Annotated in this window: 20 protein-coding genes; 12 read left to right on the top strand and 8 right to left on the bottom strand. The window is 63.6% G+C overall.

Annotated elements, in window-relative coordinates:
* The first annotated feature begins 182 nt into the window (after positions 1-182).
* Positions 183-1,079: a pirin family protein gene (locus ISG32_RS20015; protein WP_194772769.1), complete on the top strand. Its 897-nt coding sequence runs from the start codon at positions 183-185 to the stop codon at positions 1,077-1,079.
* A gap of 87 nt (positions 1,080-1,166) precedes the next feature.
* Here ISG32_RS20015 and ISG32_RS20020 read toward each other — a convergent pair whose 3' ends face one another.
* A complete protein-coding gene (locus ISG32_RS20020; RefSeq protein ID WP_194772770.1) occupies positions 1,167-1,721 on the bottom strand; it encodes a hypothetical protein in 555 nt (184 codons plus the stop codon).
* Between the two features lie 279 nt (positions 1,722-2,000).
* Here ISG32_RS20020 and ISG32_RS20025 point away from each other — a divergent pair, with 279 nt between their 5' ends.
* Positions 2,001-2,972 carry a hypothetical protein gene (locus ISG32_RS20025; RefSeq protein ID WP_194772771.1) on the top strand — a complete coding sequence of 324 codons (972 nt, stop codon included), beginning with the start codon at positions 2,001-2,003 and terminating at the stop codon, positions 2,970-2,972.
* Positions 2,973-3,050: 78 nt separating this feature from the next.
* On the opposite strand, the gene ilvD is transcribed toward ISG32_RS20025, so the two are convergent.
* Together ilvD and ISG32_RS20035 are read right to left on the bottom strand one after the other, a co-directional pair.
* Positions 3,051-4,919: a dihydroxy-acid dehydratase gene (ilvD, locus tag ISG32_RS20030; RefSeq protein WP_194772772.1), complete on the bottom strand. Its 1,869-nt coding sequence runs from the start codon at positions 4,917-4,919 to the stop codon at positions 3,051-3,053.
* A 353-nt stretch (positions 4,920-5,272) separates the two neighbouring features.
* Positions 5,273-5,512, bottom strand: a complete 240-nt coding sequence (locus ISG32_RS20035) for a TIGR04438 family Trp-rich protein (protein WP_194772773.1) — start codon at positions 5,510-5,512, stop codon at positions 5,273-5,275.
* A gap of 186 nt (positions 5,513-5,698) precedes the next feature.
* On the opposite strand from ISG32_RS20035, the gene ISG32_RS20040 reads away from it, so the two are divergent.
* Positions 5,699-6,004 (top strand): c-type cytochrome, encoded by a 306-nt coding sequence (locus tag ISG32_RS20040; RefSeq protein WP_194772774.1) that lies wholly within the window; start codon positions 5,699-5,701, stop codon positions 6,002-6,004.
* 113 nt (positions 6,005-6,117) lie between these two features.
* On the opposite strand, the gene ISG32_RS20045 is transcribed toward ISG32_RS20040, so the two are convergent.
* Together ISG32_RS20045 and acs are read right to left on the bottom strand one after the other, a co-directional pair.
* Positions 6,118-6,642, bottom strand: coding sequence for a LapA family protein (locus ISG32_RS20045; RefSeq protein WP_194772775.1), 525 nt, complete (start codon positions 6,640-6,642; stop codon positions 6,118-6,120).
* Positions 6,643-7,063: 421 nt separating this feature from the next.
* Entirely contained in the window at positions 7,064-9,046 is a 1,983-nt protein-coding gene (acs, locus tag ISG32_RS20050; protein WP_194772776.1) for an acetate--CoA ligase, read from the bottom strand.
* 326 nt (positions 9,047-9,372) lie between these two features.
* On the opposite strand from acs, the gene ISG32_RS20055 reads away from it, so the two are divergent.
* The gene (locus ISG32_RS20055) at positions 9,373-9,963 is read left to right on the top strand and encodes a YqhA family protein (protein ID WP_194772875.1); all 591 of its coding nucleotides are present in this window, start codon (positions 9,373-9,375) and stop codon (positions 9,961-9,963) included.
* Between the two features lie 280 nt (positions 9,964-10,243).
* On the opposite strand, the gene ISG32_RS20060 is transcribed toward ISG32_RS20055, so the two are convergent.
* The 3 genes from ISG32_RS20060 to ISG32_RS20070 all read right to left on the bottom strand — a co-directional run bounded on the left by ISG32_RS20060 (position 10,244) and on the right by ISG32_RS20070 (position 13,536).
* The gene (locus tag ISG32_RS20060) at positions 10,244-11,227 is read right to left on the bottom strand and encodes a glycine/sarcosine/betaine reductase selenoprotein B family protein (RefSeq protein WP_228529957.1); all 984 of its coding nucleotides are present in this window, start codon (positions 11,225-11,227) and stop codon (positions 10,244-10,246) included.
* Positions 11,228-11,250: 23 nt separating this feature from the next.
* Complete coding sequence (locus tag ISG32_RS20065) at positions 11,251-12,261, bottom strand: Bug family tripartite tricarboxylate transporter substrate binding protein (protein ID WP_194772777.1); 1,011 nt, start codon at positions 12,259-12,261, stop codon at positions 11,251-11,253.
* 78 nt (positions 12,262-12,339) lie between these two features.
* The gene (locus ISG32_RS20070) at positions 12,340-13,536 is read right to left on the bottom strand and encodes a CaiB/BaiF CoA transferase family protein (RefSeq protein WP_194772778.1); all 1,197 of its coding nucleotides are present in this window, start codon (positions 13,534-13,536) and stop codon (positions 12,340-12,342) included.
* Positions 13,537-14,343: 807 nt separating this feature from the next.
* On the opposite strand from ISG32_RS20070, the gene proV reads away from it, so the two are divergent.
* From proV to ISG32_RS20110, 8 genes are all read left to right on the top strand, one after another.
* On the top strand, positions 14,344-15,639 hold the full coding sequence (gene proV, locus ISG32_RS20075; protein WP_194772779.1) for a glycine betaine/L-proline ABC transporter ATP-binding protein ProV: 1,296 nt from the start codon (positions 14,344-14,346) through the stop codon (positions 15,637-15,639).
* 12 nt (positions 15,640-15,651) lie between these two features.
* On the top strand, positions 15,652-16,950 hold the full coding sequence (proW, locus tag ISG32_RS20080; protein ID WP_194772780.1) for a glycine betaine/L-proline ABC transporter permease ProW: 1,299 nt from the start codon (positions 15,652-15,654) through the stop codon (positions 16,948-16,950).
* A gap of 32 nt (positions 16,951-16,982) precedes the next feature.
* Complete coding sequence (gene proX / locus ISG32_RS20085) at positions 16,983-18,017, top strand: glycine betaine/L-proline ABC transporter substrate-binding protein ProX (protein WP_194772781.1); 1,035 nt, start codon at positions 16,983-16,985, stop codon at positions 18,015-18,017.
* Between the two features lie 159 nt (positions 18,018-18,176).
* Positions 18,177-19,178 (top strand): glycine betaine/L-proline ABC transporter substrate-binding protein ProX, encoded by a 1,002-nt coding sequence (gene proX / locus ISG32_RS20090; protein WP_228529976.1) that lies wholly within the window; start codon positions 18,177-18,179, stop codon positions 19,176-19,178.
* A gap of 167 nt (positions 19,179-19,345) precedes the next feature.
* Complete coding sequence (locus ISG32_RS20095) at positions 19,346-20,884, top strand: ATP-binding protein (protein WP_194772783.1); 1,539 nt, start codon at positions 19,346-19,348, stop codon at positions 20,882-20,884.
* A 4-nt stretch (positions 20,885-20,888) separates the two neighbouring features.
* The gene (locus ISG32_RS20100; RefSeq protein ID WP_194772784.1) at positions 20,889-21,626 is read left to right on the top strand and encodes a response regulator; all 738 of its coding nucleotides are present in this window, start codon (positions 20,889-20,891) and stop codon (positions 21,624-21,626) included.
* A gap of 285 nt (positions 21,627-21,911) precedes the next feature.
* Positions 21,912-22,727 (top strand): hypothetical protein, encoded by an 816-nt coding sequence (locus tag ISG32_RS20105; protein WP_194772785.1) that lies wholly within the window; start codon positions 21,912-21,914, stop codon positions 22,725-22,727.
* Complete coding sequence (locus ISG32_RS20110; protein WP_194772786.1) at positions 22,718-23,917, top strand: OmpA family protein; 1,200 nt, start codon at positions 22,718-22,720, stop codon at positions 23,915-23,917. Before ISG32_RS20105 ends, ISG32_RS20110 begins: the two co-directional genes overlap by 10 nt.
* Positions 23,918-23,956: the final 39 nt, after the last annotated feature.

Here is a 23,956-nt window from a genome sequence, read left to right on the forward strand (position 1 = left end):
CGGCTCCCACAGACTTTGGGAGACAGACGGACGCAGTTCGTGAGGGCTCCGAGATTGTTCCAAAATCAGAACAGTCATGCCGGATTTTGCCCTCTACTGCGCTCCGTGTTCCGCCCCCATACTCTCTCCATGTTCAACGGCGGCAGGAACAACGCACCTGCCGCCCGCATCGGGAGAAAGCCATGCTGAAAAAGATTCTGGGCATCCATGACGCCCCGCCACCGCACTGGGTCGGCAACGGGTTTCCCGTGCGCTCGCTGTTCAGCTACGGCGACCACGGCCGCGCGTTGAGCCCGTTCCTGCTCCTCGACCACGCGGGGCCGATGTCGTTCACGCCCTCTTCCGCCCAGCGCGGCGTGGGCGTGCATCCGCACCGGGGTTTCGAGACCGTCACCATCGTCTATGAAGGCGAAGTCGCCCACCGCGACTCCACCGGCGCGGGCGGCACCATCGGCCCAGGCGACGTGCAGTGGATGACCGCCGCATCGGGCATCCTGCACGAGGAATTCCACTCGGAAGCCTTCACCCGCTCCGGCGGCATGCTGGAGATGGTGCAGCTCTGGGTGAACCTGCCCGCCAAGGACAAGCTGGGCGCACCGGGTTATCAGAACCTGCTGAACAACGACATCCCGAGCGTCCCGCTGCCGAACGGCGCAGGCCGCGTGCGCGTGATCGCAGGTCAATTTGGCGACGGCAGCGGCCCCGCCAAAACGCACACGCCGATCAACGTGTGGGACGTGCGTCTTGCCGCTGGCGCCACCGCCGAGTTGCCCGCCACGCCCGGCCACACGCTGGCGCTGGTGGTGCTGCACGGCACGCTGCTGATCAACGGCGAAGAGGTGGTGCGCGAAGGCCAGTTGGTGCACGTCGATCGCGAGGGCGACACGTTGCAGCTTGAAGCCAACAACGACGTCACTGTGCTGTGGCTCTCGGGCGAGCCGATTGACGAAGCCGTGGTGGGCTATGGCCCGTTCGTCATGAACACCAACGCAGAAATCGCGCAGGCCATGCAAGACATGCGCACCGGCAACTTCGGCAAGATTCCGCAAGCAGAAGTCGACAGCGCCACGGCGCATTGAGCCGCGCAAGGCCCATCCACCGGGAGTCTGGGAACAGGCTCCCGGTTGCCTTGCGCGCATCGCTTTGTGGCGATGAATCCACAAGAATCACATTCCATGCATCAGAACATCGAAAAGCCACATTAACAAAACCGTTCCCATAGAATTTGCTCGCAGCATGGGGACATCACCTGCACCGGATCCCCTCCTCGCAACAACAAACACAATCGCAGAGGGAAAATGAGCGAGACACTCCTGGCTTCTGTTCAGCGCAAGTTCGAATCCATCACGGCTTCCGAGAATCATGGCATTCAAGCCATTGGCGACGAATCCTCCTTCATCCAAAAGCTGGAGTTGCGAACGTCGCAAAAGATTCACGTCTCGCCGGACATTCAAAAGTACACCGGACCGCTGCCACGCGAAGTCATCCGGCTCGACAACGAACGCGCACTCTTCAATGCGATGGCCGCAGAAGCCGATCGCCTGTTGAGCGAAGGCAGTGAAAACCTTCTGCGCTGGGCACAAGAAGACCAAGGCAGCTACCGCCGTCTCGTTGGCAATGCGCCCCTGTTTGACAACCCGCCATCCACACTCGGCATTGAATACGTTTGCCCGCAATGCAAGGGGCAATGTCAGATTCAATGCAGCGCCTGCAAAGGGCATGGAGAGCTCACCTGCGGTGACTGCAGAGGCTCGGGCGCACACACTTGCCGACAGTGCGCTGGCTCCAAGCGCTACACCTGCTCCAACTGCCACGGCAACCCGATCACCACCCGGCAGGAGTCATATTCGGAGTGGAATCACAATACCCAGCAGTACGATTCCCGCACCCGCCAGGTCACGGAAAAATGCTATCAATGCGGCGTCTCCGGCACGGTGCCGTGCGGGGACTGCGATGTTCACGGACAGGTTCGCTGCAGCCATTGCGACGGCGATGGAACCGTGGGATGCCAAACCTGCAAGTGTCAGGGCAAGGTTCAATGCAAGCAATGCGATGCCGAAGGTTGCCTGCACGCCACCGGCACCGTCGCCGTGGAGATCAAGGTCACCGACGAACTGTTGGGAGCGGTGGAAGACCAGAAGCTGCAGCGATTGCTCTTCAATGACATCGGCTCCGCGGACTTCATCCAATACGGGGCCTTGAGCCGACCTGTTCAGCACGTGATGATGGGTGGCGCGACGCTGCAAAGCTCGCACGCATTGGACATTCCGGTGCATCAGGTGGGTCTCAAATACCGGGGCGCGCACTACCCCATCATTGCGCTGGGCAAGCAGCGCGCGGTCGTGGACTACGGAGGCCTGCTCAGGAAAGCCTACCTGTCGTCGCTCACCCATCTGCGCGACACCATCGACTCCGGCTTTTCACTGGCTCCGGGACGCACCAGCCAATTGCAGGAGGCCTACGAAGTACTCGACAGAATTCCCGAATTGACTGCCGTGCGCGCCCATCCCTTGGCCTCGCGCGAAAAGATCCAGAGCGTCGTCGACAGCAGCGAAGGCACGCTGGACATGAACACCGCGCTCGAATGCACGGAACTCGTCAAGCGATATGCCGATGCCATATTCAAAAGCATCGCGTGGAAATGGTCGATCGTGCCCATCGTGCTTGCCGGCGTGCTGTTCTCGCTCATCACGGGCACCCATGAACTCGCTCCGTGCTATGCCAAGCCCAAACTCATGACGCTGATTGCGGCACTGCTGCCGCTGCTGGCCGCAGAAGTGATGGCGCGCAGACAGACCGAAGGCATCCTGCAGCAGGGCATGTTCACCGCAGACAGGAAACAGCTGATCCGCCGAAGCGCCTTTCGCTGGCGTCTTGTCACTCTGATCGGCATGGGTGCGTCCGTGGGCGTGGCGTTCTTCATCAAGTACCAGCTGCTCACCAGCTTCCCCTACACCTTCTGGTCCTGCTGAAATCACGGCCCACGAAAAAGCCGCCTGATCTTGCGATGCAGGCGGCTTTTTTCGTTCAACGCGATGGATCGCTGTCGATCAATCTTCCAGCAGCTTCGCGTCGCGCACGGCGCCCTTGTCGGCGGACGTCACCAGCTTGGCGTAGGCCTTGAGCGCGGTGGACACCTTGCGTGGACGGGGCTTGGCGGGCTTCCAGCCGATGGCGTTCTGCTCTTCGCGGCGCTTGGCGAGTTCTTCGTCGCTCACCAGCACGTTGATGGTGCGGTTGGGGATGTCGATGCGGATCTTGTCGCCGTTGCGCACCAAGCCAATCGCACCACCGGCAGCCGCCTCGGGCGAGCAGTGACCGATCGACAGGCCCGAAGTGCCGCCAGAGAAGCGACCGTCGGTGAGCAGCGCGCAGGCCTTGCCGAGACCCTTGGACTTGATGTAGCTCGTGGGGTAGAGCATTTCCTGCATGCCGGGGCCGCCCTTGGGGCCTTCATAGCGCACGACGACCACGTCGCCCGCCTTCACCTTGTCGGCGAGGATGTTCTCCACGGCTTCGTCCTGCGACTCGACCACGTGGGCCGGGCCTTCGAACACGAGGATGGAGTCGTCCACGCCCGCAGTCTTCACCACGCAGCCGTCGAGCGCGATGTTGCCGGTGAGCACCGCCAGACCGCCCTCCTTCGAGAACGCATGCTCATAGGAGCGGATGCAGCCCTCGGCGCGGTCAAGGTCGAGGCTGGGCCAGCGGGTGTTCTGGCTGAACGCGACCTGCGTGGGAATGCCTGCGGGGCCCGCCATGTAGAAGGTCTTGACGGCGTCGTCCTGCGTCTGGGTGATGTCCCATTGCGCGAGCGCTTCCTTCATGGTCCTGGCATGGACGGTGGGCACGTCGGTGTGCAGCTTGCCCGCGCGGTCCAGCTCGCCGAGGATCGCCATGATGCCGCCTGCGCGATGCACGTCTTCGATGTGGTACTTGTTGGTGTTGGGCGCGACCTTGCACAGCTGCGGCACGGTGCGCGAAAGGCGGTCGATGTCGCGCATCGTGAAGTCGATCTCGGCTTCCTGGGCGATGGCCAGCAGGTGAAGAATCGTGTTAGTCGATCCGCCCATGGCGATGTCGAGCGTGATGGCGTTCTCGAACGCCTTGAAGCCCACCGAGCGCGGCAGGATGCTCGCGTCTTCCTGCTCGTAGTAGCGCTGGCACAGATCGACGGCCAGACGACCGGCGCGCTTGAAGAGCTGCTCACGGTCGGCGTGCGTGGCCACCACGGTGCCGTTGCCCGGCAGCGCCAGACCCAGCGCCTCGGCCAGGCAATTCATGGAGTTGGCGGTGAACATGCCCGAGCAAGAACCGCAGGTCGGGCAGGCCGAGCGCTCGACTTCGGCCACGTCGGCATCGCTCACCTTGTCGTCGGCGGCCATCACCATGGCGTCGATCAGGTCGAGCTTCTTGATCTGAATGGTCTTGGTGCCGTCGGCCGCCGGCACGGCCAGCTTGACCTTGCCGGCTTCCATCGGGCCACCGGAGACGAACACGACCGGGATGTTCAGGCGCATCGCGGCCATCAGCATGCCGGGGGTGATCTTGTCGCAGTTGGAGATGCAGACCATCGCGTCGGCGCAGTGCGCGTTCACCATGTACTCAACCGAGTCGGCGATGATTTCGCGGCTGGGCAGCGAGTACAGCATGCCGTCGTGGCCCATGGCGATGCCGTCGTCCACGGCGATGGTGTTGAATTCCTTGGCGACGCCGCCTGCGGCTTCAATCTCGCGTGCGACGAGCTGGCCCAGATCCTTGAGGTGCACGTGGCCCGGCACGAACTGGGTGAACGAGTTGACCACGGCGATGATCGGCTTGGAGAAATCGCCGTCTTTCATGCCGGTGGCGCGCCAGAGCGAACGGGCTCCAGCCATGTTGCGACCGGCGGTGGATGTTTTGGAACGGTATGCGGGCATCGTGGTTACTGAGAAGAAACTTGAAGAAAGACTTTTCCGGGCTGAGAGCGCTCTCGACGAGGCCAGCCAATTTATCAAAAAAGCTCCGTAGGCCCGCAGGGTAAGCCGGGTCAGGTGCCCGGCTGGCTGGGTGGGGAAGCCTTGTGGGCTCCTGCGAAAGCGCGCCGGACGCTATCCGTCGATTATCTCGCAGCGGCCGTCCTGCTTTCGGAGAGGGGCCATCGACCTTCGCGCCGCTCCGTGCGTGTTTGCATAGGCTTTACACAGGACACATCAAGGTTCACGCAGGCCAAGCGCAACATCCGCACCATGTCATGTCAAAAGACACACTGCCTTCGCCTCGAAGACGCGATTCACCTGCGGCGATCGTTGCGACCCATGGCCTGCTTGGCGCGGTCGATGCGGTCCTGGCGACGCTGATCCATCTTTTCCATGGCCTTGCGCTTGGTGTATCCGGAGGCATCGGCCCAGGCCCACCAGATGGCGGAGACGGCAAACGGAGACAGCACGGCCCACCATGACCAATTGACCACGGGGCTGACCTCGAGATATTTGAGAAGGACCAGCAAAATCCCCAAAACCAATGTGTACACGGTTGATTCCTCCAGAATGCCTGTCGATTTGTTCGTTTGCGAGCGTGGATTGCATCCGACAAGTAAAAACTCATCCGACCCCGAGACCCGGATTTCTTGAACGGGATCATCGATTCCGGTCAACCCCGATCACTACAATCGCATTAAGTAGCAGTAACTGTAACCCACGGAAGATAGGAAAAGAAGATGAAGCGCTCCCTGATCACTCTCGCAATGACACTCGCGGTGGCAGCCCCGGCCTTCGCTGACCAGGCCCTCGCGACCGCCAAGAACTGCATGGCCTGCCACGCGGTGGACAAGAAGCTGGTCGGCCCAGCCTTCAAGGAAGTGGCCGCCAAGTACGCAGGCAAGGCCGGCGCGGTCGACTCGCTCGCAGGCAAGATCATCAAGGGCGGCTCCGGCGTGTGGGGCCCCGTGCCCATGCCCGCCAACGCTCAGGTCAACGACGCCGACGCCAAGAAGCTCGCCGAGTGGGTGCTGACGCTGAAGTGACCTGAACGATCACTCCACGGAGCGACGCTTGGGTGTTGCTCCTTTGAACGCAAAACGCCGTGCTGCAATCCTGCAGCACGGCGTTTTTTGTTGCTTGCAGAAGCGGACCGAGCTCAGAAACGGTCGCCGGACGGCTTGAACGCCCCCACGTCGACATCGGCGATGCGGCTTGGCACCGAAGCGGGCGCGCCGCGTCCGCGCAACTGGTCCTCCAGCTGGCCCATGAAGGCGGCGGTCACGTTCTCAGCCTCGGCCGTGCGCGCCGTCACGCGGGCTTCCATGGCGTCCATGCGCGCATTGAGCAGATCCTGCTGCTGGCGCTGCTGGGTTTCGAGAAACTGGCGCAGCTCGGTGAAGCGCGACAGCTCGGCCTTGTCCGCCAGATCGCGCTGGGCGGCCATTTCCTTGACGTGGCGACGGGTCTCCATGAGCACCGAGCCGTGCAGCGTGAGCACATAGGCCAGAAAGAACACGCAGAGCAGAATCGTCAGCCCCAGCATGATGGCTCCGAGCGGCGCCTCTATCTCGGTCACGCCGAGCGACACGGTGGTGGGAGTGATCAGGGTGTGCCAGTTCAGCACGGCGAGCGCCGCGATGACGATGGAGATCAGCAGCAGGATGATGGTTCTTGAATTCATGGATGCAAACTCCCTCAGTGCAGAGTCTTGCCAAATCAATTGGCGATGGGAAACCTTGTTTGTATCCGATGAAGCACGCCCGCTGTGGAATTGACGGATATTTCCGCCCGAGTCCTACAGATTGTTGACAAAACGGAAAAGAAAAAGGCCAGCAACCGGGAGGCTGCGGGCCTTGCAGAGGTCGTTGCGCCTGATTGCGCGCTCAAAGCGACATCAACTCCTATCTGTCAGCCAATCCAGAATCACCGGATTGAGACAAACACGTCACACCGCTTCGCGCCCTGCCTGGATCAATTGGTTTCCGCCAATTGATCCAGGATGGCGGGATTTTGGCAAACACATCACATCGCTGCGCGATATGAGTGCTTTCCCAATCCCACCATGCGCGCTGCGCATCAGGCCGCTTCGCGCCCTGCTTGGATCAATTGGTTTCCGCCAATTGATCCAAGATGGCGGGATTTTCCAGTGTGCTGGTGTCCTGCGTGATTTCCTCGCCCTTGGCCAGCGAGCGCAGCAGACGGCGCATGATCTTGCCGCTGCGGGTCTTGGGCAGGTTGTCGCCGAAACGGATGTCCTTGGGCTTGGCGATGGGGCCGATTTCCTTGGCGACCCAGTTGCGCAGTTCGGTGGCGATGGCCTTGGCCTCGTCGCCGGTCGGGCGGCCACGCTTCAACACCACGAAGGCGCAGATGGCCTCGCCGGTCACGTCGTCGGGACGTCCGACCACGGCAGCCTCGGCAACAAGGTCGGTCTTGGCGACCAGCGCGGATTCGATTTCCATCGTGCCCATGCGGTGGCCCGAGACGTTGAGCACGTCGTCGATGCGGCCGGTGATGCGGAAGTAGGCGTTGTCGGCATTGCGCACCGCGCCGTCACCCGCGAGGTAGTAGCCCTTGAGCTCTTCGGGGAAGTAGCTCTTCTTGAAGCGCTCCGGGTCGTTCCAGATCGTGCGGATCATCGAGGGCCACGGCTTCTTGATCACCAAGATGCCACCCGCGCCATTGGGCATGTCGTTGCCTGACTCGTCCACGATGGCGGCGGTGATGCCCGGCAGCGGCAGCGTGCACGAGCCCGGCACCAGCGGCGTCGCGCCGGGCAGCGGAGTGATGACGTGGCCACCGGTTTCCGTCTGCCAGAAGGTGTCGACGATGGGGCAGCGCTCGTAGCCGATATTGCGGTGATACCACATCCAGGCTTCGGGGTTGATCGGCTCGCCGACGCTGCCGAGCATGCGCAGGCTCGACAGATCCCAGTTCTTCGGATGCACCTTCTCGTCAGAATCCGCCGCCTTGATCAGCGAACGGATGGCCGTGGGCGCTGTGTAGAAGGTGGTGACCTTGTGTCGCTGGATCATCTCCCAGAAGCGGCCCGCGTGGGGGAACGTCGGGATGCCCTCGAACACGACCTGCGTGATGCCGGCCGCGAGCGGTCCGTAGGTGACATAGGTGTGGCCGGTGATCCAACCAATGTCGGCCGTGCACCAGAACACGTCGTCGGGCTTGGCGTCGAAGGTCCAGTCCATCGTCACCTTGGCCCACAGCAGATAGCCGCCGGTGGCGTGCTGCACGCCCTTGGGCTTGCCGGTGGAGCCGCTGGTGTAGAGGATGAACAGCGGATGCTCGGCCTCTACCGGCACCGGCGCGCATTCGCTGCTCTGGCCGGCCAGAATCTCGCCGAAGGTCTTGTCGCGGCCGGCCACCATCTTGCAGGCGGTCGGGGTGCGCTCGAACACGAAGACGTTCTTGACGCCTTCGCAGCCACCCGCGTCGATGGCTTCGTCGACGATGGCCTTGAGCGGCAATTCCTTGCCGCCGCGCAACTGGTAGTTGGCCGTGATCACGGCGACGGCGCCCACGTCCACGATGCGCTCGTTCACCGCCTTGGCCGAGAAGCCACCGAACACCACGCTGTGCGTGGCGCCGATGCGGGCGCAGGCCTGCATCGCGACCACGCCTTCGATGGTCATGGGCATGTAGATCAGGACGCGGTCGCCCTTCTTGATGCCATGCGCCTTGAGCGCGTTGGCGAACTGGCTCACGCGGGCGAGCAGCTCCTTGAAGGTGACCTTGGTGACGGTGCCGTCGTCGGCCTCGAAGATGATCGCGGTCTTGTTCTCCGTGGGCGTGCCGATGTGCTTGTCGAGGCAATTGGCGCTCGCGTTGAGCTCCCCGTCGGCAAACCACTTGAAGAACGGCGCGTTGGACTCATCCAGCGTCTGGGTGAAGGGCTTGCTCCACTGAACGTTCTCGCGCGCCAGTCGAGCCCAGAAGCCTTCGAAATCCTTCTCGGCTTCGTCGCAAAGTGCCTGGTATCCGGCCATGCCAGACACTCGGGCGGCCTTCACAAAACTATCGGCGGGCGGGAACACGCGGTTTTCCACCAGCACGGACTCAATGGCGCTCATATCTTTGTCTCCAAGGTTGACTACTTGTCCGGATAATATCGAACGCCGCTCTTACGTCACCCTGACTCAGGTATTGGTGCACGCCTCAGGTTTTTCCCTGTGACTTTTTGGAGCAGTTCCGGTGATCCGCGAAAAGCCCCCTCGGCGGGTCATGAAAATTCCGCATGCTGGGATACTCGCCGGCCGCAGAAACTGACTTGCCTGTCCCGCCCCCATCCTTCGACGCCGCCGGGCCTCCCGATCTGGCGGCTTTGCTGTTCCCGGACGAGCGGACGGCGTCAGGCCTGCGCCCATCGCATCCATCTCAGCACATCACACCGTCCGTCATGAACTCCGCACCGCTGCGCCCCCTTCCCGCGTTGATCTTCGCCAGCCGCTGGCTCCAGCTGCCTCTGTACCTCGGCCTCATCGCCGCGCAGGGCATCTACGTCTTTCACTTCTGGGTGGAACTCGTTCACCTGGTCGAGGCCGCTTTCGGCAGCACCACCGCGCTCGACAAGCTCGTCACCAGCATTGGCTACAAGACGACCGCGCCGATCACCACGCTCAACGAGACCGTGATCATGCTGGTCGTGCTTGCGCTGATCGACGTGGTGATGATCTCCAACCTTTTGATCATGGTGATCGTGGGCGGATATGAAACCTTTGTCTCGCGCCTGAACCTCGAGGGCCACCCCGACCAGCCGGAGTGGCTGAGCCATGTGAACGCCTCCGTGCTCAAGGTGAAGCTGGCAACGGCCATAATCGGCATCAGCTCGATTCATCTGCTCAAGACGTTCATCAACGCGGACAATTACTCGGACCGGGTGTTGATTGCTCAAACCGCGATCCACATTACCTTCCTGCTCAGCGCCCTCGCCATCGCCCTCACCGATCGGCTCCTGAACCAAGGCCACGGCAGCGACAAGGCGCATTGATTGCTTTGTTTTTTGTTGAAGCCAGAGGCGGTTTGCTTCTGGCTTTTTTTGTTTGCTCTTGCGAAGCCGTTGGCTTCGATGGGTTGGTCGTTTGAAGACGGCAAGACAGCCCTCGATACTTTGTTGCAGAGCCTTGCCGTAGAGAACTGCTGTCTGCGGCTCTGCGTCGCGTCTCGATGGCTGTCCTGCCGTTGGGGTGGTGGATTCGAGCGCTCTGCTTGCTTCTCTGGCCCGCTGCTTCAATACCGAGTCCGGGGCCTTTTTGCTCTTTGCTTTCTTGTTATGTTGGTTCCGCCAGTTTTTCTCTGATGGCCTTGGCCGTTTCCTTGGCCTTGTCATTCTCGGCCTTGAGGCGGGCGATCTCTTCCGGGCTGACGCGGTCGACGTTGGAGTAGTCGAGCTTCCATTCCCAACTGTCGCTCCAGACCTGCGGGGACTGCACGGTGGTGCGGGCCGCGGGAGCGGTTTCCAGCACGCGCAGTGCGAGTTCCAGCGTGGCACGCTGAGACTCGGGGTCGTGCGGCTTCCCCGCGCCATTGCCCAGCGGGAAGTCGGAGAACAGAAAGCGTGGCACGCCCACGTACTCGATGATGTCCTTGGCGCAGCCCATGATCACGGTGGGGATGCCGGCCGCCTCCAGCGCGCGCGCCGTGAGGGCGATGCTCTGGTGGCAGATGGGGCAGTTGGGCACGAGCACGGCGACGTCGGCGCCCTCCGCCTTGCAGCGCTCGATGATCAGCGGAATGTCCACCTCCAGCGTGTGTCGCTGGCTGCGGTTGGTCGGCACACCGTGGAAATTTTTCGTCAGCCGGCCGATGCGCCCCTCCTCGACAAAACGGCGCATCACCGGCAATGGGAACCATGCGTTGCCGTCTTCCATCGAGGTGTGCTTGCGGTCGATGCCGACGTGCGCGATGCGCAGGTCGTGGTCCACTCCCGTGTCGCCCATGTAGGGCTCGTAGAACTTGGCGGCCGCGTTGTAGGGCGCACCGGGGCCCTGCGGTCCCTTGTCGGGCTGGTAGGGCGACGCGGTGGTGAGCAGCGCCACGGTGCATTGCGCGAGCGGCTTGGTCAGCGGCGTGAACGGCACTTCGGCGTAGTGCGAATAGCGGTACGGATTGTTGTAGCCGAGCGCCAGATACCAGTCACGCGTGCGCTGCATGTAGGGCACCGGCACGTCGCCGGAATGGGCCATGCCGAGGCCGTCGCTGGATTCGGCGTTGGCCTCTTCCACGCTGGGCAGCTTGGGGGCATTGCTTGTCATGTCTTGATTCTCCAAAAAACGATCTACACCTGCGCGATGCCCGCCTGCTTGGCGATCGCCTTGAAGCGCTGAATCTGCTGCTGGATCAGCGCCGTGATTTCCGCTGGCGACTGCAGCATCAGCTCGCCGCCCAGACTCTCGTCGGCAAAGCGTCTGGCCTCGTCGGTCTGCTTGATCTTCTCCACCGCTTGCGCCAGTGTCTGGCGAAGCGACTCGGGCGTGCCCTTGCGCACGAAAAAGCCCACCCAACTGTAATGGTCGTACTCAGGATAGCCGCATTCGCGCACCGTCTTCAGCTCGGGCACGGCATGGTGGCGCTGCACGCTGGTGATGGCCAGCGGACGGAGCTTGCCGGCCTTGATGCTCGTGATCGCGCCGCCCCAGTCGAGCAAGCCGGCCTGCACCTGGTCGCCCATGAGGTCAGACATCAGCGGAGCCTGGCCCTTGTATGGAATGTCCTGAAACTTGGCGCCCGCCAGGCTTGCGAGATAGGCCGCGCCGAGCTGGTAGCCCTGCGAATAGGTGCCCACGCTGATGGGCTCCTTCTTCGCGCGCGCGACCAGATCCTCCAGCGACTGGATCGGCGAATTGGGCGCGACCGCATAGACCGCCGGTCCGCGATACAGCCCGGTGACCGGAGTGAAGTCGCCGACCGAGTCGTAGCTGATGTCCTTGAGCATGACCGGATTCACCACCATCAGCGAGATGTTGCCGAGCAGGATGGTGTAGCCGTCCGCGGGGGCGCCCTTCACCGTGCCGATGGTGATCAGGCCATTGCCGCCGGGCTTGTTCTCCACCACGAAGCTCGTGCCCATCGCCTTGCCCGCGCGCTCGCCGAAGAAACGGGCCGCCGTGTCCGAGCCGCTGCCTGGCGTGAACGGCACGATGATGCGCACCGTCTTGCCCGCGAACTCGCTTTGCGCAAGCACGTCTTGGAGCACCGTGGCGCCGAGCGCGGCAAGCGCCGCCGCGCGCAGCACGTTGCGGCGCGATGTCAGGGGTGGCGCGGTCTGAAGATCGATGCTGATGCTCATGGTGAAGACTTCCTTTTCAAATCTGGCTGAATGAAAAAACGAACGAAACGACGAACGGACAATGCGGCATCGGAAGCTTCACGCGCGACCGCCCAGCAGCGCGATGTCTTCATCCCGAAGGCCCATGGCGCGCAGCACCTCTTCGGTGTGCTCGCCGAGCGTTGGCGCGGCGCGATGGATCACGCCACCACCGCCCTCCTCGCCCCCCAGATGAAAGCCCGGTCCGACCAGCGTGTGCGTGCCCTGCGATGACACCACCTGCTGCAGCACCTGGCGCGCCTGCAGTTGCGGGTGCTCCACGATCTCGTCGATGCGCATCACGCGCGCGCAGGGCACATCGGCGCGTTCGAGCACCGGCTCCCAGTGTTCCGGCGATTGTTCGCCGAAGGCCGACTCGATGATTTCGCGCAGCGCGTGGCGGTGCTCATAGCGGGTGAACCAGTCCTTGAACCGCTCGTCCGCCAGCACATCCTCGCGGCCGAGCGCCACGAACAGACGCTGGAACTGCGCCTCGGTCATCGCCGCGAGCACGATGTAGCCATCTCCGCACCGGAAGCGATCGGCCGTGGGCTTGCGACTCATCGAGAGATTGCCGAACTGGCGCTGCGGCGTCCGGGCGACGGTGAAATCCGCCACCTGCGTGGAGAGAAAACTCAGGCTCGCATCAAGCATGGACACGTCCACATGCTGGCCTTGCCCCGTCTGCGTGCGCTGGTACAGCGCGGTGGACACCGCGAAGGCCGCCGTCATGCCGCTGAGCACATCGCACAGCGCGAAACCCGCGCGCATCGGGCCATGCTCGGGCTCGCCGGTGATCGACATCACCCCCGACATCGCCTGGATCTTGCCGTCGAACGCAGGCGTGTGCTTCTCCGGCCCGGTGTGGCCAAAACCCGAGATCGAGCAGTAGATGAGACGCGGATTGAGCGCCTTGAGCGCCTCGTAGCCGAGGCCCAGTTTGTCCATCACACCGGGGCGGAAGTTCTCCCAGACGATGTCGGCCTCCTGCACCATGCGATGGATCAACTCGATGGCAGCGTGCTGCTTGAGATCAAGCACCACGCTGCGCTTGTTGGTGTTCACCGCCATGAAGGCCGGCGCCATCTTCTGCGCGGCCAGTTCCTTGTTGACGGTGATGGTGCGCGTGTCGTCGCCGGTGGGCGGTTCGATCTTGATGACCTCAGCACCTTGCAGCGCGAACTGGTGCGTGGCGAACGGCCCCGACAGAAAGCGCGTGAAATCCAGAATGCGAAGGTTTTCGAACGGTCTCGACATGGTGGCTTGCGTGCTCCTGTGCGGCGGATCCGGTCGGACATCGACGGCGGAAGTGGCTTGTTATCGTTCCAATATTTGAAACGTCATTTCATATTTTTTATTCTAGGAACGAAGCTGACATGGGTCAACACACCCAGCCCGGTGTTTTCCCTGCGCGCTGACGGATTCCCGATATCGATAGTCGAAAAACGCATGTGACGCGGAAATGTGCGGCGCCCGGATCGGCGCTGGATCACGGTCTATAGATACAAACTGATCCGATTATTGACATTCAAAGATGCAATGGTTATAATTCAAGGATGTTTCACAACCTGCCATGCAGGTAATTCGCTGTTTTTTGCAGTGAATGTCCCTGTCGGATAGCGTTTGCATTTTTTGTGAACCCACTCCGGCGCCTCGGCCGAATGTCCGGCCCTGATGCCTTTCGCGTCCCGTTGCTCCGCAACACATGGACGCTTGTGTGAACCGCGGCAGTCCACTGCCCAGCATGTCCATCGACATCCTGCCGCCCGCACGCCCCTCAGGCCCTTGCGCAACTTTGACGTTTGCCATCCGGGCCGCTCTTGGTCACTTCTCTCAAGTGTCCGCCCCTCTCCGACCGGAGACAGGCGCGGGGTCTCATGGGCCCTGCGCGCTTTTTGTCTTCGGTCGCTGCATCAGGGAATCGCGGTATGGCAACGCAGTTTCATTCTGGCGTTGCCGCCATTTCGGTCTTCGTGTTCCGACGGTCGCCAGCCGCTCGTCAGAACGAGTTCAACCCGGGTCTTCTCGCACGCGCAGCAGACCCCTCACGGGAGGACCCACAACGTGGCCAAACAAGTCATCATCGATCATGTGTTCAAGGTATTCGGAGACGAGCCGGACGCCGCGCTCGCGCTCGTCCAGCAGGGCCTGAGCAAGCAGGAAATCCTCGCACGCACCGGTCAGTCCATCGGTGTCTTCGACGCGAACTTCACCATCGAAGCGGGCGAGATCTTCGTCGTCATGGGCCTGTCGGGCTCGGGCAAATCGACGCTGGTGCGCATGCTCAACCGGCTGATCGAACCCACCGCCGGAAGCATCCTCGTGGACGGCCAGAACATCAATGCATTGAGCGATCGGGACCTGCGAGCATTGCGCCGCAAGGACATCTCGATGGTGTTCCAGTCCTTCGCGCTGATGCCGCACATGACGGTGCTCGACAACACGGCCTTCGGTCTTGAACTCGCGGGCATCGACCGCACGGAGCGCCTTGCGGCCGCGCAGGAGGCGCTCGAGCAGGTGGGCCTCGGCGCATGGGGCGCGAGCTATCCCGATGAACTCTCTGGCGGCATGCAGCAGCGCGTGGGTCTGGCGCGCGCGCTGGCGTCCGATCCGTCGATTCTGCTGATGGACGAGGCGTTCTCCGCGCTCGATCCGATCATCCGCACCGAGATGCAGTCGGAGCTGCTGCGCCTGCAGCAGATCAAACGCCGCACCATCGTCTTCATCTCGCACGATCTGGACGAGGCCATGCGCATCGGCGACCACATCGCCATCATGAAGGACGGCCACGTCGTGCAGGTCGGCACGCCCGACGAGATTCTGCGCAGCCCCGCCAATGATTACGTGCGCGAGTTCGTGCGCGGTGTGGACGCGGCGGCCGTGTTCAAGGCCGCCGACATCGCGCGCCAAGCGCTCACCGTGGTGTCCGAGCACGATGACCGTGGCTGCCGCGCCGCGCTGCGTCTGCTCGAGGATTCCGATCGCGACTACGCCTATGTGCTGAACGCGCGCAAGCGCTTTCTCGGCGTGGTGTCGTCGCAGTCGCTGCGCGATGCGCTGCAGGGCCATCAGGGCATGCTGGGCCTGAAGCACGCCTTCCTGCCCGATGTGGAAGCGCTGTCGCACAGCACGCCGGTAGCCGAGCTGTTCGGCCCGGTCGCCGCCAAGCCGTTCGCGCTGCCGGTGGTGGACGACGACGGCAAGTATCTCGGCGTGGTGAGCCGCACCACGATGCTGAAGTTCCTCGACCGCGACACGCCGCCCGTGCCGCCGCCGCAAAAGGAGGTTCCGCCGGTGCAGCTTCACACGCCCACCGCCCGCGCCACGTCCACCGTCACACCAGCCACAACACAAGCATAAGGAGGCCCATGCATGAGTGAAAAAATCGTCGTCACACAGAACACCACCGCGCCAAGCGCAACCGACCCATGGGCCAGCGCGACCGAGAGCACGCCGGTGGACACGGCCACCGCCGCCACCACGGCCGCCGATGCCGACAGCAGCGCAGCCGCGGATCCCTGGGCCGAAAGCGCCGCAGCGTCGGTCGACTCCGGCGGTGATGCAAGCGCCGCTTCCGCCGATCCCTGGGCCACGCCCGACACGGGTGCCGCCGATCCCACGGCCGGTGCGGACTGGCTGGATGCGGCCGCAGGCACCACGCCGCTGCCCACCGATGACGGCGGTGGCCTCTCGCACCTGTGGAGCCAGATCACCGCTGGCGGCCCGCATGTGCAGGGCTGGATCAACGACGGCCTGACCTGGGTGGTCGAACACTTTCGCCCGTTCTTTCAGGGCGTGCGCATGCCCATCGACGCGACGCTCAACGGCGTGACCGATGCGCTGCTCGCCGTGCCATGGCCATTGCTGCTCGCCATCATGGCGCTCGTGGCATGGCAGTTCGCCGGCCGCGCGCTTGCCATCGGCACGGCCGTGTCGCTGCTGCTCATCGCCATGCTCGGCATCTGGCCCGACGCGATGGTGACGCTCGCGCTGGTGCTCACCTCGCTTCTGTTCTGCGTGATCATTGGCCTGCCGGCCGGCATCGCGCTCGCGTCGAGCGACCGTGCGCAGCGCCTCACGCGTCCGTTCCTTGACGCCATGCAGACCACGCCCGCCTTTGTCTATCTGGTGCCGGTGGTGATGCTGTTCGGCATCGGCAACGTGCCCGGCGTGATCGTGACCATCGTGTTCGCGCTGCCGCCGCTGATCCGCCTGACCAACCTCGGCATCCGTCAGGTGCGCCCCGACCTGATCGAGGCGAGCCGCGCCTACGGCGCATCGCCCATGCAGCTGCTCTGGAAGGTGCAGCTGCCGCTGGCCATGCCGTCGATCATGGCCGGCATCAACCAGGCGCTGATGCTCTCGCTGTCGATGGTGGTGATCGCCTCGATGATCGCCGTGGGCGGCCTCGGCCAGATGGTGCTGCGCGGCATTGGCCGCCTCGACATGGGTCTCGCGACGGTCGGAGGCCTTGGCATCGTGCTGCTCGCCATCGTGCTCGACCGCATCACGCAGGCCATGGGTCAGACCCAGCGCGGCAGCGCTCGCTGGTGGCACACGGGGCCCGTGGGGCTGGTGATGCGACTGGTGCGCTCCAACGACAAGGCAGTCCCGTCCAACCCCGAGCCTGAGCCATCGCTTCGACAAGCCGTCGGCAAGCAGGCCGCCTGAGTTCTCACGCCCCACAACAAGGAGAAAACACCATGTTCCAAGGACACACATTTCTGTCGCAATGCGCGCGCGCCAGCGTGGCGGCCGCAGCCTTTGCCTTGACCAGCGCATCGGTCATGGCCGCGCCGGACCTGCCCGGCAAGGGAGTGAAGGTGCAGCCGCTCAAGAGCTCGATCGCCGAAGAGACCTTCCAGACCCTGCTGGTGATGAAGGCGCTCGAGAAGCTGGGCTACGACGTCCAGCCGATCAAGGAGGTGGAATACCCGACGGCCCACATCGCGCTCGCCAACGGTGACGCGACCTTCATGGCCGATCACTGGAATCCGCTGCACGCCGACTACTACAAGAACGCGGGCGGCGATGCCAAGCTCTACCGCCGCGGCATCTTCTCGGCCAATGCGGCGCAGGGCTATCTCATCGACAAGAAGACGGCCGAGGAGCACAAGATCACCAACATCGGCCAGCTCAAGGACCCGAAGATCGCCGCGCTGTTCGATGCCGACGACGACGGCAAGGCCGACCTCACCGGCTGCACGCCGGGCTGGGGCTGCGAGGCGATGATCGAGCACCAGCTCGGCGCCTACAAGCTGCGCGACACCGTCACCCACAAGCAGGGCACCTACTCCGCGCTGATAGCGGACACCATCACGCGCTACAAGGCCGGCAAGCCCATCCTCTACTACACCTGGACGCCCTACTGGGTGAGCAACGTGCTCAAGCCCGGACAGGACGTCGTCTGGCTGCAGGTGCCGTTCTCGTCGCTGCCCGGCGAGCAGGCGGGCACCGACACCAAGCTGGCCAACGGCAAGAACTACGGCTTCATCGCCAACAACCAGCAGATCGTCGCCAACAAGGCCTGGGCGGAAAAGAACCCCGCCGCGGCCAAGCTGTTCGAGATCATCAAGCTGCCGGTGAACGACATCAACGCACAGAACTACCTGATGAGCCAGGGCCAGGGATCGCAGGCCGACATCGAGCGCCACACCAACGCCTGGATCGCCGCGCACCAGCGCACCTTCGACGCATGGATCACGCTCGCCAAGGACGCCGCCGCGCCGCGGCCCTGACCCCGCCCATCGCTCACCGTCCATTTCAACGATCAATACAAAGGAGCCAAGACAAGAATGTTGAGCCAGAAATTTCCCGAAATCCACCACGCTTGTGCAGTCGGCGCGCCGTCGCGCCGCAAGGTGATTCACCAGTTTCTCTGCGTGAGCGCGGTCGCGATGGGACTGAGCCAGATGCCCGCCATGGCGGCCAATGCGGCAGACGCTGACGCGTTGCCCGGCAAGGGCATCACCGTCACGCCGGTCAAAAGTTCGCTCGCCGAGGAAACCTTCCAGACGCTGCTGGTGATGAAGGCCATGCAGCGCCTTGGCTACACGGTCAAGCCCTACGAGGAACTGGAATACCCGCTCGCGCACATCGCCGTGGCCAACGGCGACGCCACCTTCATGGCCAACCACTGGAACCCGCACCACTCCGAGTTCTACAAGGCCGCAGGCGGCGACGCCAAGCTCTATCGCAAGGGGGTGTATTCCGCCGGTGCCGCGCAGGGCTACATGATCGACCGCAAGACATCCGAGAAGTACGGCATCACCAAGCTATCGCAGCTCGCCGATCCCAAGCTCGCCAAGCTGTTCGACTCCGATGGCGATGGCCGCGCCAACCTCATCGGCCCGAATGCGGGCCGGGGTGGCGAGGCGGTGGTGTGGCACCAGATCGACGCCTTCAAGCTCAAGGACACGGTGCACTACACCCAGGGCAACTACCCCGCGCTGATCGCCGACACGCTGGCGCGCTTCAAGCAGGGCAAGCCGGTGCTCTACTACGCGTGGACGCCCTTCTGGCTCAGCAACGTGCTGCGCCCCGGACAGGAGGTCGTCTGGCTCGAAGTGCCGTTCTCGGCGATGCCTGGCGTGCAGGCTGGCGCGGACACGAAGATGCCGAACGGCAAGAACTACGGCTTTCCGCTGAACAACGAGTACATCGTCGCCAACAAGGCCTGGGCCGAACGCCATCCGGCGGCCGCGCGGCTGTTCGAAGTCATGAGCATTCCGATCAACGACATCAGCACCCAGAACCGCCTGATGCACGACGGACAGAACCAGAGCGCCGATGTCGAGCGCCATGCCAACGGCTGGATCAAGGCGCACCAGGCCACGTTCGACGGCTGGATTGAAGAGGCCCGTCTGGCGGCCAAGGCCGCCAAGGTCGCCACAAAGTGACCTCAATTGCAACTTGATGCTTCCAAGTTGCAGAACGTGGAGACAAAAAGTGCAGAAACAGGCTTCGCCCCGCGAAGCCTGGCTTTTTTCCACTGCGCCATTCAGGTCGGTGCCTTAGCATGTGAAGTCGCCACGCCCTTCTTGGTGATCCATCCATCGCCTCCTTCATGCGCCGACTGTCTCTTCAAACCAAAGCCTTCATCGCCCTCACGATCCTGCTCGCCGTGATGATGGCGCTGTTCATCGGCTTCTCGCGCCTTGGCCTGCAGCGTGGGCTCGGACCGTATGTGGCGGAGATCGAACTGGCCCGCATGGACTGGCTGGCCGATCGGCTGCAGTCGGTGTATCGCCAAAACCAAAGCTGGCACCCACTGATCAACCAGCCTGCGCTGTGGCGTGCGCTGCGGCGTCCGCCGGGCAACTGGATTGCACCGGAGGAAGCGGAGCAGCGTGGCAACCCCGGATTTCCGTTTTTCACCAATCGGCCGAGTCCTCCGGCCTCGAGCGCATCCGCTCCACTCCTTGTCCCGCAAATCGCCGCGTCCAAGCCAACACCCGCAGCCATCGGCAGACCCGCCGACGGACTGGCCAAACGCCTGTCGCTGCTGGACACCAAAGAGCAGCTGATTGCGGGCAACCCACCCCAGCCTGGCAACGCGCGCGCCGCACTCAAGGACGAAGGCGGACGCACCATCGGCTATCTGGTCATGAACCCACCCGAAGGGCTGGAGCGCGAGGCTGACAAGGCCTTTCTCGAAAAGCAGCTCGGCTTCGTGCTCTGGACGGGCGCGGCGGGACTGCTGCTCGCCCTGCTGCTGTCGACCTGGCTGGCCCACCGCTGGCTGCGCCCCATCGGCGTGCTGGTGACGGGAGCCAGGAATCTGGCCGCCGGGCATCTGCAGACCCGCATTCCCGAGCAGACCGAGAGCGAAGAGTTCACGCGCCTGATCCACACCTTCAACGACATGGCCCAGCAGCTCGACAGCATGGAGACCTCGCGCCGTCAGTGGATCGGCGACATGGCGCATGAGCTGCGCACGCCGCTCACCGCCATGCGCGCCGAGATCGAGGCCGTGCAGGACGGCGTGCGCCAGTTCGATGGGCAGACCGCCGAGCGTCTGCATCGCCAGCTGATGCGCCTCATTCAACTGGTCGGCGATCTGCGCGCGAGCGTCGACGCCACCACGATTGCGCCCGCGAAGATGGAGCCCATGCTGCCGATGGCGCAGCTCAGCGAGGCGATCGCTTCGCTGCAGACCCGCTTTGACCAGACCGGCATTTCCGTCGAACTCAACGAACCGCGCGAATGGGCGCTCGCCGCCAACGCACCGCGCGTGCGCGGCAATGCGCAGCAGCTGCACCGCGTGTTCCTCAACCTGCTTGAAAACAGCCTGCGCTACACCGACGGCGGCGGCAGGCTGCGGATCATCGCCTCCGGTCAACGTGACAGGTCCGGCGCGCATCTGCTGATCGTGTTCGACGACACGAAACCCGGCGTCTCCGAGCAGGAGTTGCCGCATCTTTTCGAGCGTCTGTACCGCACGGAATCCTCCAGGCAACGAGCGAACGGCGATCTGGGCGGCTCCGGCCTCGGTCTGGCGATCTGCCGCTCGATCGTCCAGGACCATGGCGGCCAGATCGACGCCGCGCAATCCCCGCTCGGCGGCCTTCGCATCACGCTGATTCTTCCTTTGATGGAGAAGTGACATCATGAACAACAACCAAAGAATTCTCATCGTCGAAGACGAGGCCGACATCGCCAACGTGGTGCTCGACTACCTGCGCCACGCGGGCTATGACGCGGAACACGTGGACAACGGCAACGCGGCGCTCGAACGCCTGCTCGGCGCCCACCCGCCGGACCTGACCCTGCTCGACGTCATGCTGCCGGGCATGGACGGCCTCGAAGTGCTGCGACAGACCCGAAAGAACGGCGACGCGCTGGTCATTCTTCTCACGGCCCGCGTCGAAGAAGTGGACCGCCTGATCGGCCTCGAACTCGGTGCGGACGACTACATCTGCAAGCCCTTTTCGCCGCGCGAAGTGGTCGCGCGCGTGAAGACGGTGCTGCGCCGCCGCAAGCCCTCCGCCACGGCCGCCCCCGCTGACACCGGCGCGCTGCAGCTCGACGACAACCTCTCGCAGGTTTCGCTCTACGGCAAGCCCGTGCCGCTCACGCACCGCGAATACCGCTTGCTGCAGACGCTGATCCAGCACCGCGACCGCATCCTCTCGCGCGCGCAGATGCTCGAGCTGTCGTATGACGAGGACACGCAGGACCTCAACGAGCGCTCGGTCGACAGCCACATCAAAAATCTGCGCAAAAAGCTGCGCAGCGCCGACCGCAGCGGACACGACTGGATCCGCTCGGTCTACGGCGTCGGCTTCGCTTTCGAGCCGCCGGACGCGGGCGGACAGGCGCGCGTGTCCACTTGGGAATCTCTTTGAGCGTACGTTGAACGCGCCTTGAACGCGGCCCGATTCGGGCATTGGCGTTTGCCCCCATCGCCCCTCCTGCAAACCTTCACGGTTTCCAGACATAATTTGCCAACTCGATAGAAATCACCAACAATCGTGAAGGTTGGCGAATCGACGGGATACTAGGCAAAACACCGCATGCACGACACCCACAGGCGAAGCTCGCGCTCGCGGTGGGAAATCCGGCATCGGCCAATGAACAGGGAGGGGTCGGCGGCTCGCGCAACAGCAAGCGAGCGCCGACGGAGAAGACGCGTGGCGCAGAACAACAATTCCAGCATTTCAACGACGATCCGCCTCACCGGCTTCGCCATCCGAGACTGGCTCGGGCCCTACTACACGCTGGGCTGTCTGGTCGCCGTCGCCATCGGTTTCTGCGCCATCATCGATGCCAGCGGCTGGCTGGTGCGCGGCCTCACGGGCGCGCTGGTGTTCGCCACGCTGATCGCCTGGTGCCTGCAGCTCGTGCGCTCGCGCAAGCCACAACCCACGGAGACGCAGAACAGCGACGGCCTTCTGCTGCCCCAGATTCTTCTCGCGGTCACGCTGTTCTTCTGCATCGGACTGGTGATCTCCGAGTTCATCCTGCATGGCAAGCGGCCCGGACTGAGCTTTCCGACCTCCACCGAAACATCTGGTCCCGCTCCGGCACCCGCACCTGCCCCCACGCCAACGCCCGTGCCAATCCCGGCCCCAACACCAACGGCCGCATCGCCCGTTGCAAGCGCCACGGCAGCAGCGCCCGAAGCGCCTGCCAGCGTTGCCGCGCAAGCCCCCTCTCCTGCTCCTGCACCTGCCACGCCTGCTGCACCGGTGGCAGTTCCGGCCAAGACGGAGCCCGCCTCCACGCCGGTCGGCAATGACAAGCCAGCGCCCAAAAAGCCAACACCGCCACCAGCGCAGCCGGCGCCATCACGCGCTCCGGAGCGCACGGAGCAGCCCGTCAAGCGAGCCCCGGCCGCCGTCGCATCGGGCGACTCGCAGCGCTGCTCGCAGCTCATCCAAAAATTCAGCCTCGGTCAGAACCTGAGCGACGCCGACAAACAATATCTGGAGACCTCATGCCGTTGATTCTTCCTCCGTTGCATCAAGCCCTGCGCCGTGGACTCACCGTGGGCGCACTCGCCTTCTCGGTGCTGCTGGCCGCCTGCGTCAGCAACCCGCCCGCCAAGCCCACCGGCACACGCACGCTGCCGCAGGCCGTGCAACAGCTCGCCGACGATCTGGTGGCGCAGACCAACCCCACGATGATCGAGCGGCTGAAGTCCCGCAAACTGGTGCTCGACCCGTTCATCGACGCCAAGAGCGGCCAGCAGACCAAGACCACGCAGCTCATCAGCGACCTGTTCGCCAAGAACCTGCGCGCACGGGACGGCAATCTGCAGTTGCAGAACTTCAGCACCACCGGCGTCGAGCAGGCCGACTACCTGATCGCGGGCACCGTGCAGCAGGACGAGGCGGGTGCCGCGTACTCGGTGCTGACCTCCACCATCACCGAGCGCCGCACCGGCATGGTGATCGCGCGCTCCGTCGCACGCATCCGCCAGGAAGACATCGACGCCACGCCGACCGCGTTCTATGCCGACAGCCCCTCGCTCGTGAACGACCGCCTCACGCAGGGCTACATCAAGACATCGCAGACCGCCGTCGGCTCGCAGGCCGATCAGGCCTATCTCTCCTCGATCAACACCGCAGCCGTCATCAACGAGGCGGACAAGGCTTACGAAAGCCAGCACTGGAGCGACGCGCTGGTGCGCTACCAGACGGCCGAGCAGCGCCCGGACGGCAAGCAGCTGCGTGTCTTCAACGGCCTGTACAACACGTTCACCAAGCTCGGCCGCGCCCAGGAAGCCGAGACCGCGTTCTCGCAGATCGTGGCGCTTGGCCTGGGCACCAACAACCTCTCCGTGCGCCTGCTGTTCAACCCGGGCACCGTCGATTTCTGGAAGGACTCGGCCGTCAGCAGCGCCTATCCCATGTGGCTCAAGCACATCGCGCAGGAGACCGTGCAGGGCGACTACTGCCTCAACGTGATCGGCCACACCAGCCGCACCGGCACCGAAGCGGGCAACGCCCGCCTGTCGCAGAACCGCGCCAAGTATGTGCGCGACGTGCTGGTCCAGAACAACCGCCAGCTCGCCACCAGAATCGATGTGGATGGCGTGGGCTGGAAGTACAACATCATCGGCAGCGGCACCGACGACGTGCGAGATTCGCTGGACCGACGCGTCGAATTCAAGGTCAAGAGCTGCAAGAGCTGAGCTCGACATTCCCCCATTTTTCAAGCCACCGACAGGTGG

This window comes from Diaphorobacter caeni, from assembly GCF_015354245.1.
In the GTDB taxonomy this organism is placed as follows: Bacteria; Pseudomonadota; Gammaproteobacteria; order Burkholderiales; family Burkholderiaceae_C; genus Diaphorobacter_A; species Diaphorobacter_A caeni.

What these genes read in the sequence shown, in the direction of transcription:
- ISG32_RS20015 (WP_194772769.1), top strand. Translation starts at nt 183, where the DNA reads ATGCTGAAAAAGATTCTGGGCATCCATGACGCCCCGCCACCGCACTGG.
- ISG32_RS20020 (WP_194772770.1), bottom strand. Translation starts at nt 1,721, where the DNA reads ATGCCCTTTGCAGGCGCTGCATTGAATCTGACATTGCCCCTTGCATTG.
- ilvD (WP_194772772.1), bottom strand. Translation starts at nt 4,919, where the DNA reads ATGCCCGCATACCGTTCCAAAACATCCACCGCCGGTCGCAACATGGCT.
- ISG32_RS20040 (WP_194772774.1), top strand. Translation starts at nt 5,699, where the DNA reads ATGAAGCGCTCCCTGATCACTCTCGCAATGACACTCGCGGTGGCAGCC.
- ISG32_RS20045 (WP_194772775.1), bottom strand. Translation starts at nt 6,642, where the DNA reads ATGAATTCAAGAACCATCATCCTGCTGCTGATCTCCATCGTCATCGCG.
- acs (WP_194772776.1), bottom strand. Translation starts at nt 9,046, where the DNA reads ATGAGCGCCATTGAGTCCGTGCTGGTGGAAAACCGCGTGTTCCCGCCC.
- ISG32_RS20055 (WP_194772875.1), top strand. Translation starts at nt 9,373, where the DNA reads ATGAACTCCGCACCGCTGCGCCCCCTTCCCGCGTTGATCTTCGCCAGC.
- ISG32_RS20060 (WP_228529957.1), bottom strand. Translation starts at nt 11,227, where the DNA reads ATGACAAGCAATGCCCCCAAGCTGCCCAGCGTGGAAGAGGCCAACGCC.
- ISG32_RS20065 (WP_194772777.1), bottom strand. Translation starts at nt 12,261, where the DNA reads ATGAGCATCAGCATCGATCTTCAGACCGCGCCACCCCTGACATCGCGC.
- ISG32_RS20070 (WP_194772778.1), bottom strand. Translation starts at nt 13,536, where the DNA reads ATGTCGAGACCGTTCGAAAACCTTCGCATTCTGGATTTCACGCGCTTT.
- proW (WP_194772780.1), top strand. Translation starts at nt 15,652, where the DNA reads ATGAGTGAAAAAATCGTCGTCACACAGAACACCACCGCGCCAAGCGCA.
- proX (WP_194772781.1), top strand. Translation starts at nt 16,983, where the DNA reads ATGTTCCAAGGACACACATTTCTGTCGCAATGCGCGCGCGCCAGCGTG.
- proX (WP_228529976.1), top strand. Translation starts at nt 18,177, where the DNA reads ATGGGACTGAGCCAGATGCCCGCCATGGCGGCCAATGCGGCAGACGCT.
- ISG32_RS20095 (WP_194772783.1), top strand. Translation starts at nt 19,346, where the DNA reads ATGCGCCGACTGTCTCTTCAAACCAAAGCCTTCATCGCCCTCACGATC.
- ISG32_RS20100 (WP_194772784.1), top strand. Translation starts at nt 20,889, where the DNA reads ATGAACAACAACCAAAGAATTCTCATCGTCGAAGACGAGGCCGACATC.
- ISG32_RS20110 (WP_194772786.1), top strand. Translation starts at nt 22,718, where the DNA reads ATGCCGTTGATTCTTCCTCCGTTGCATCAAGCCCTGCGCCGTGGACTC.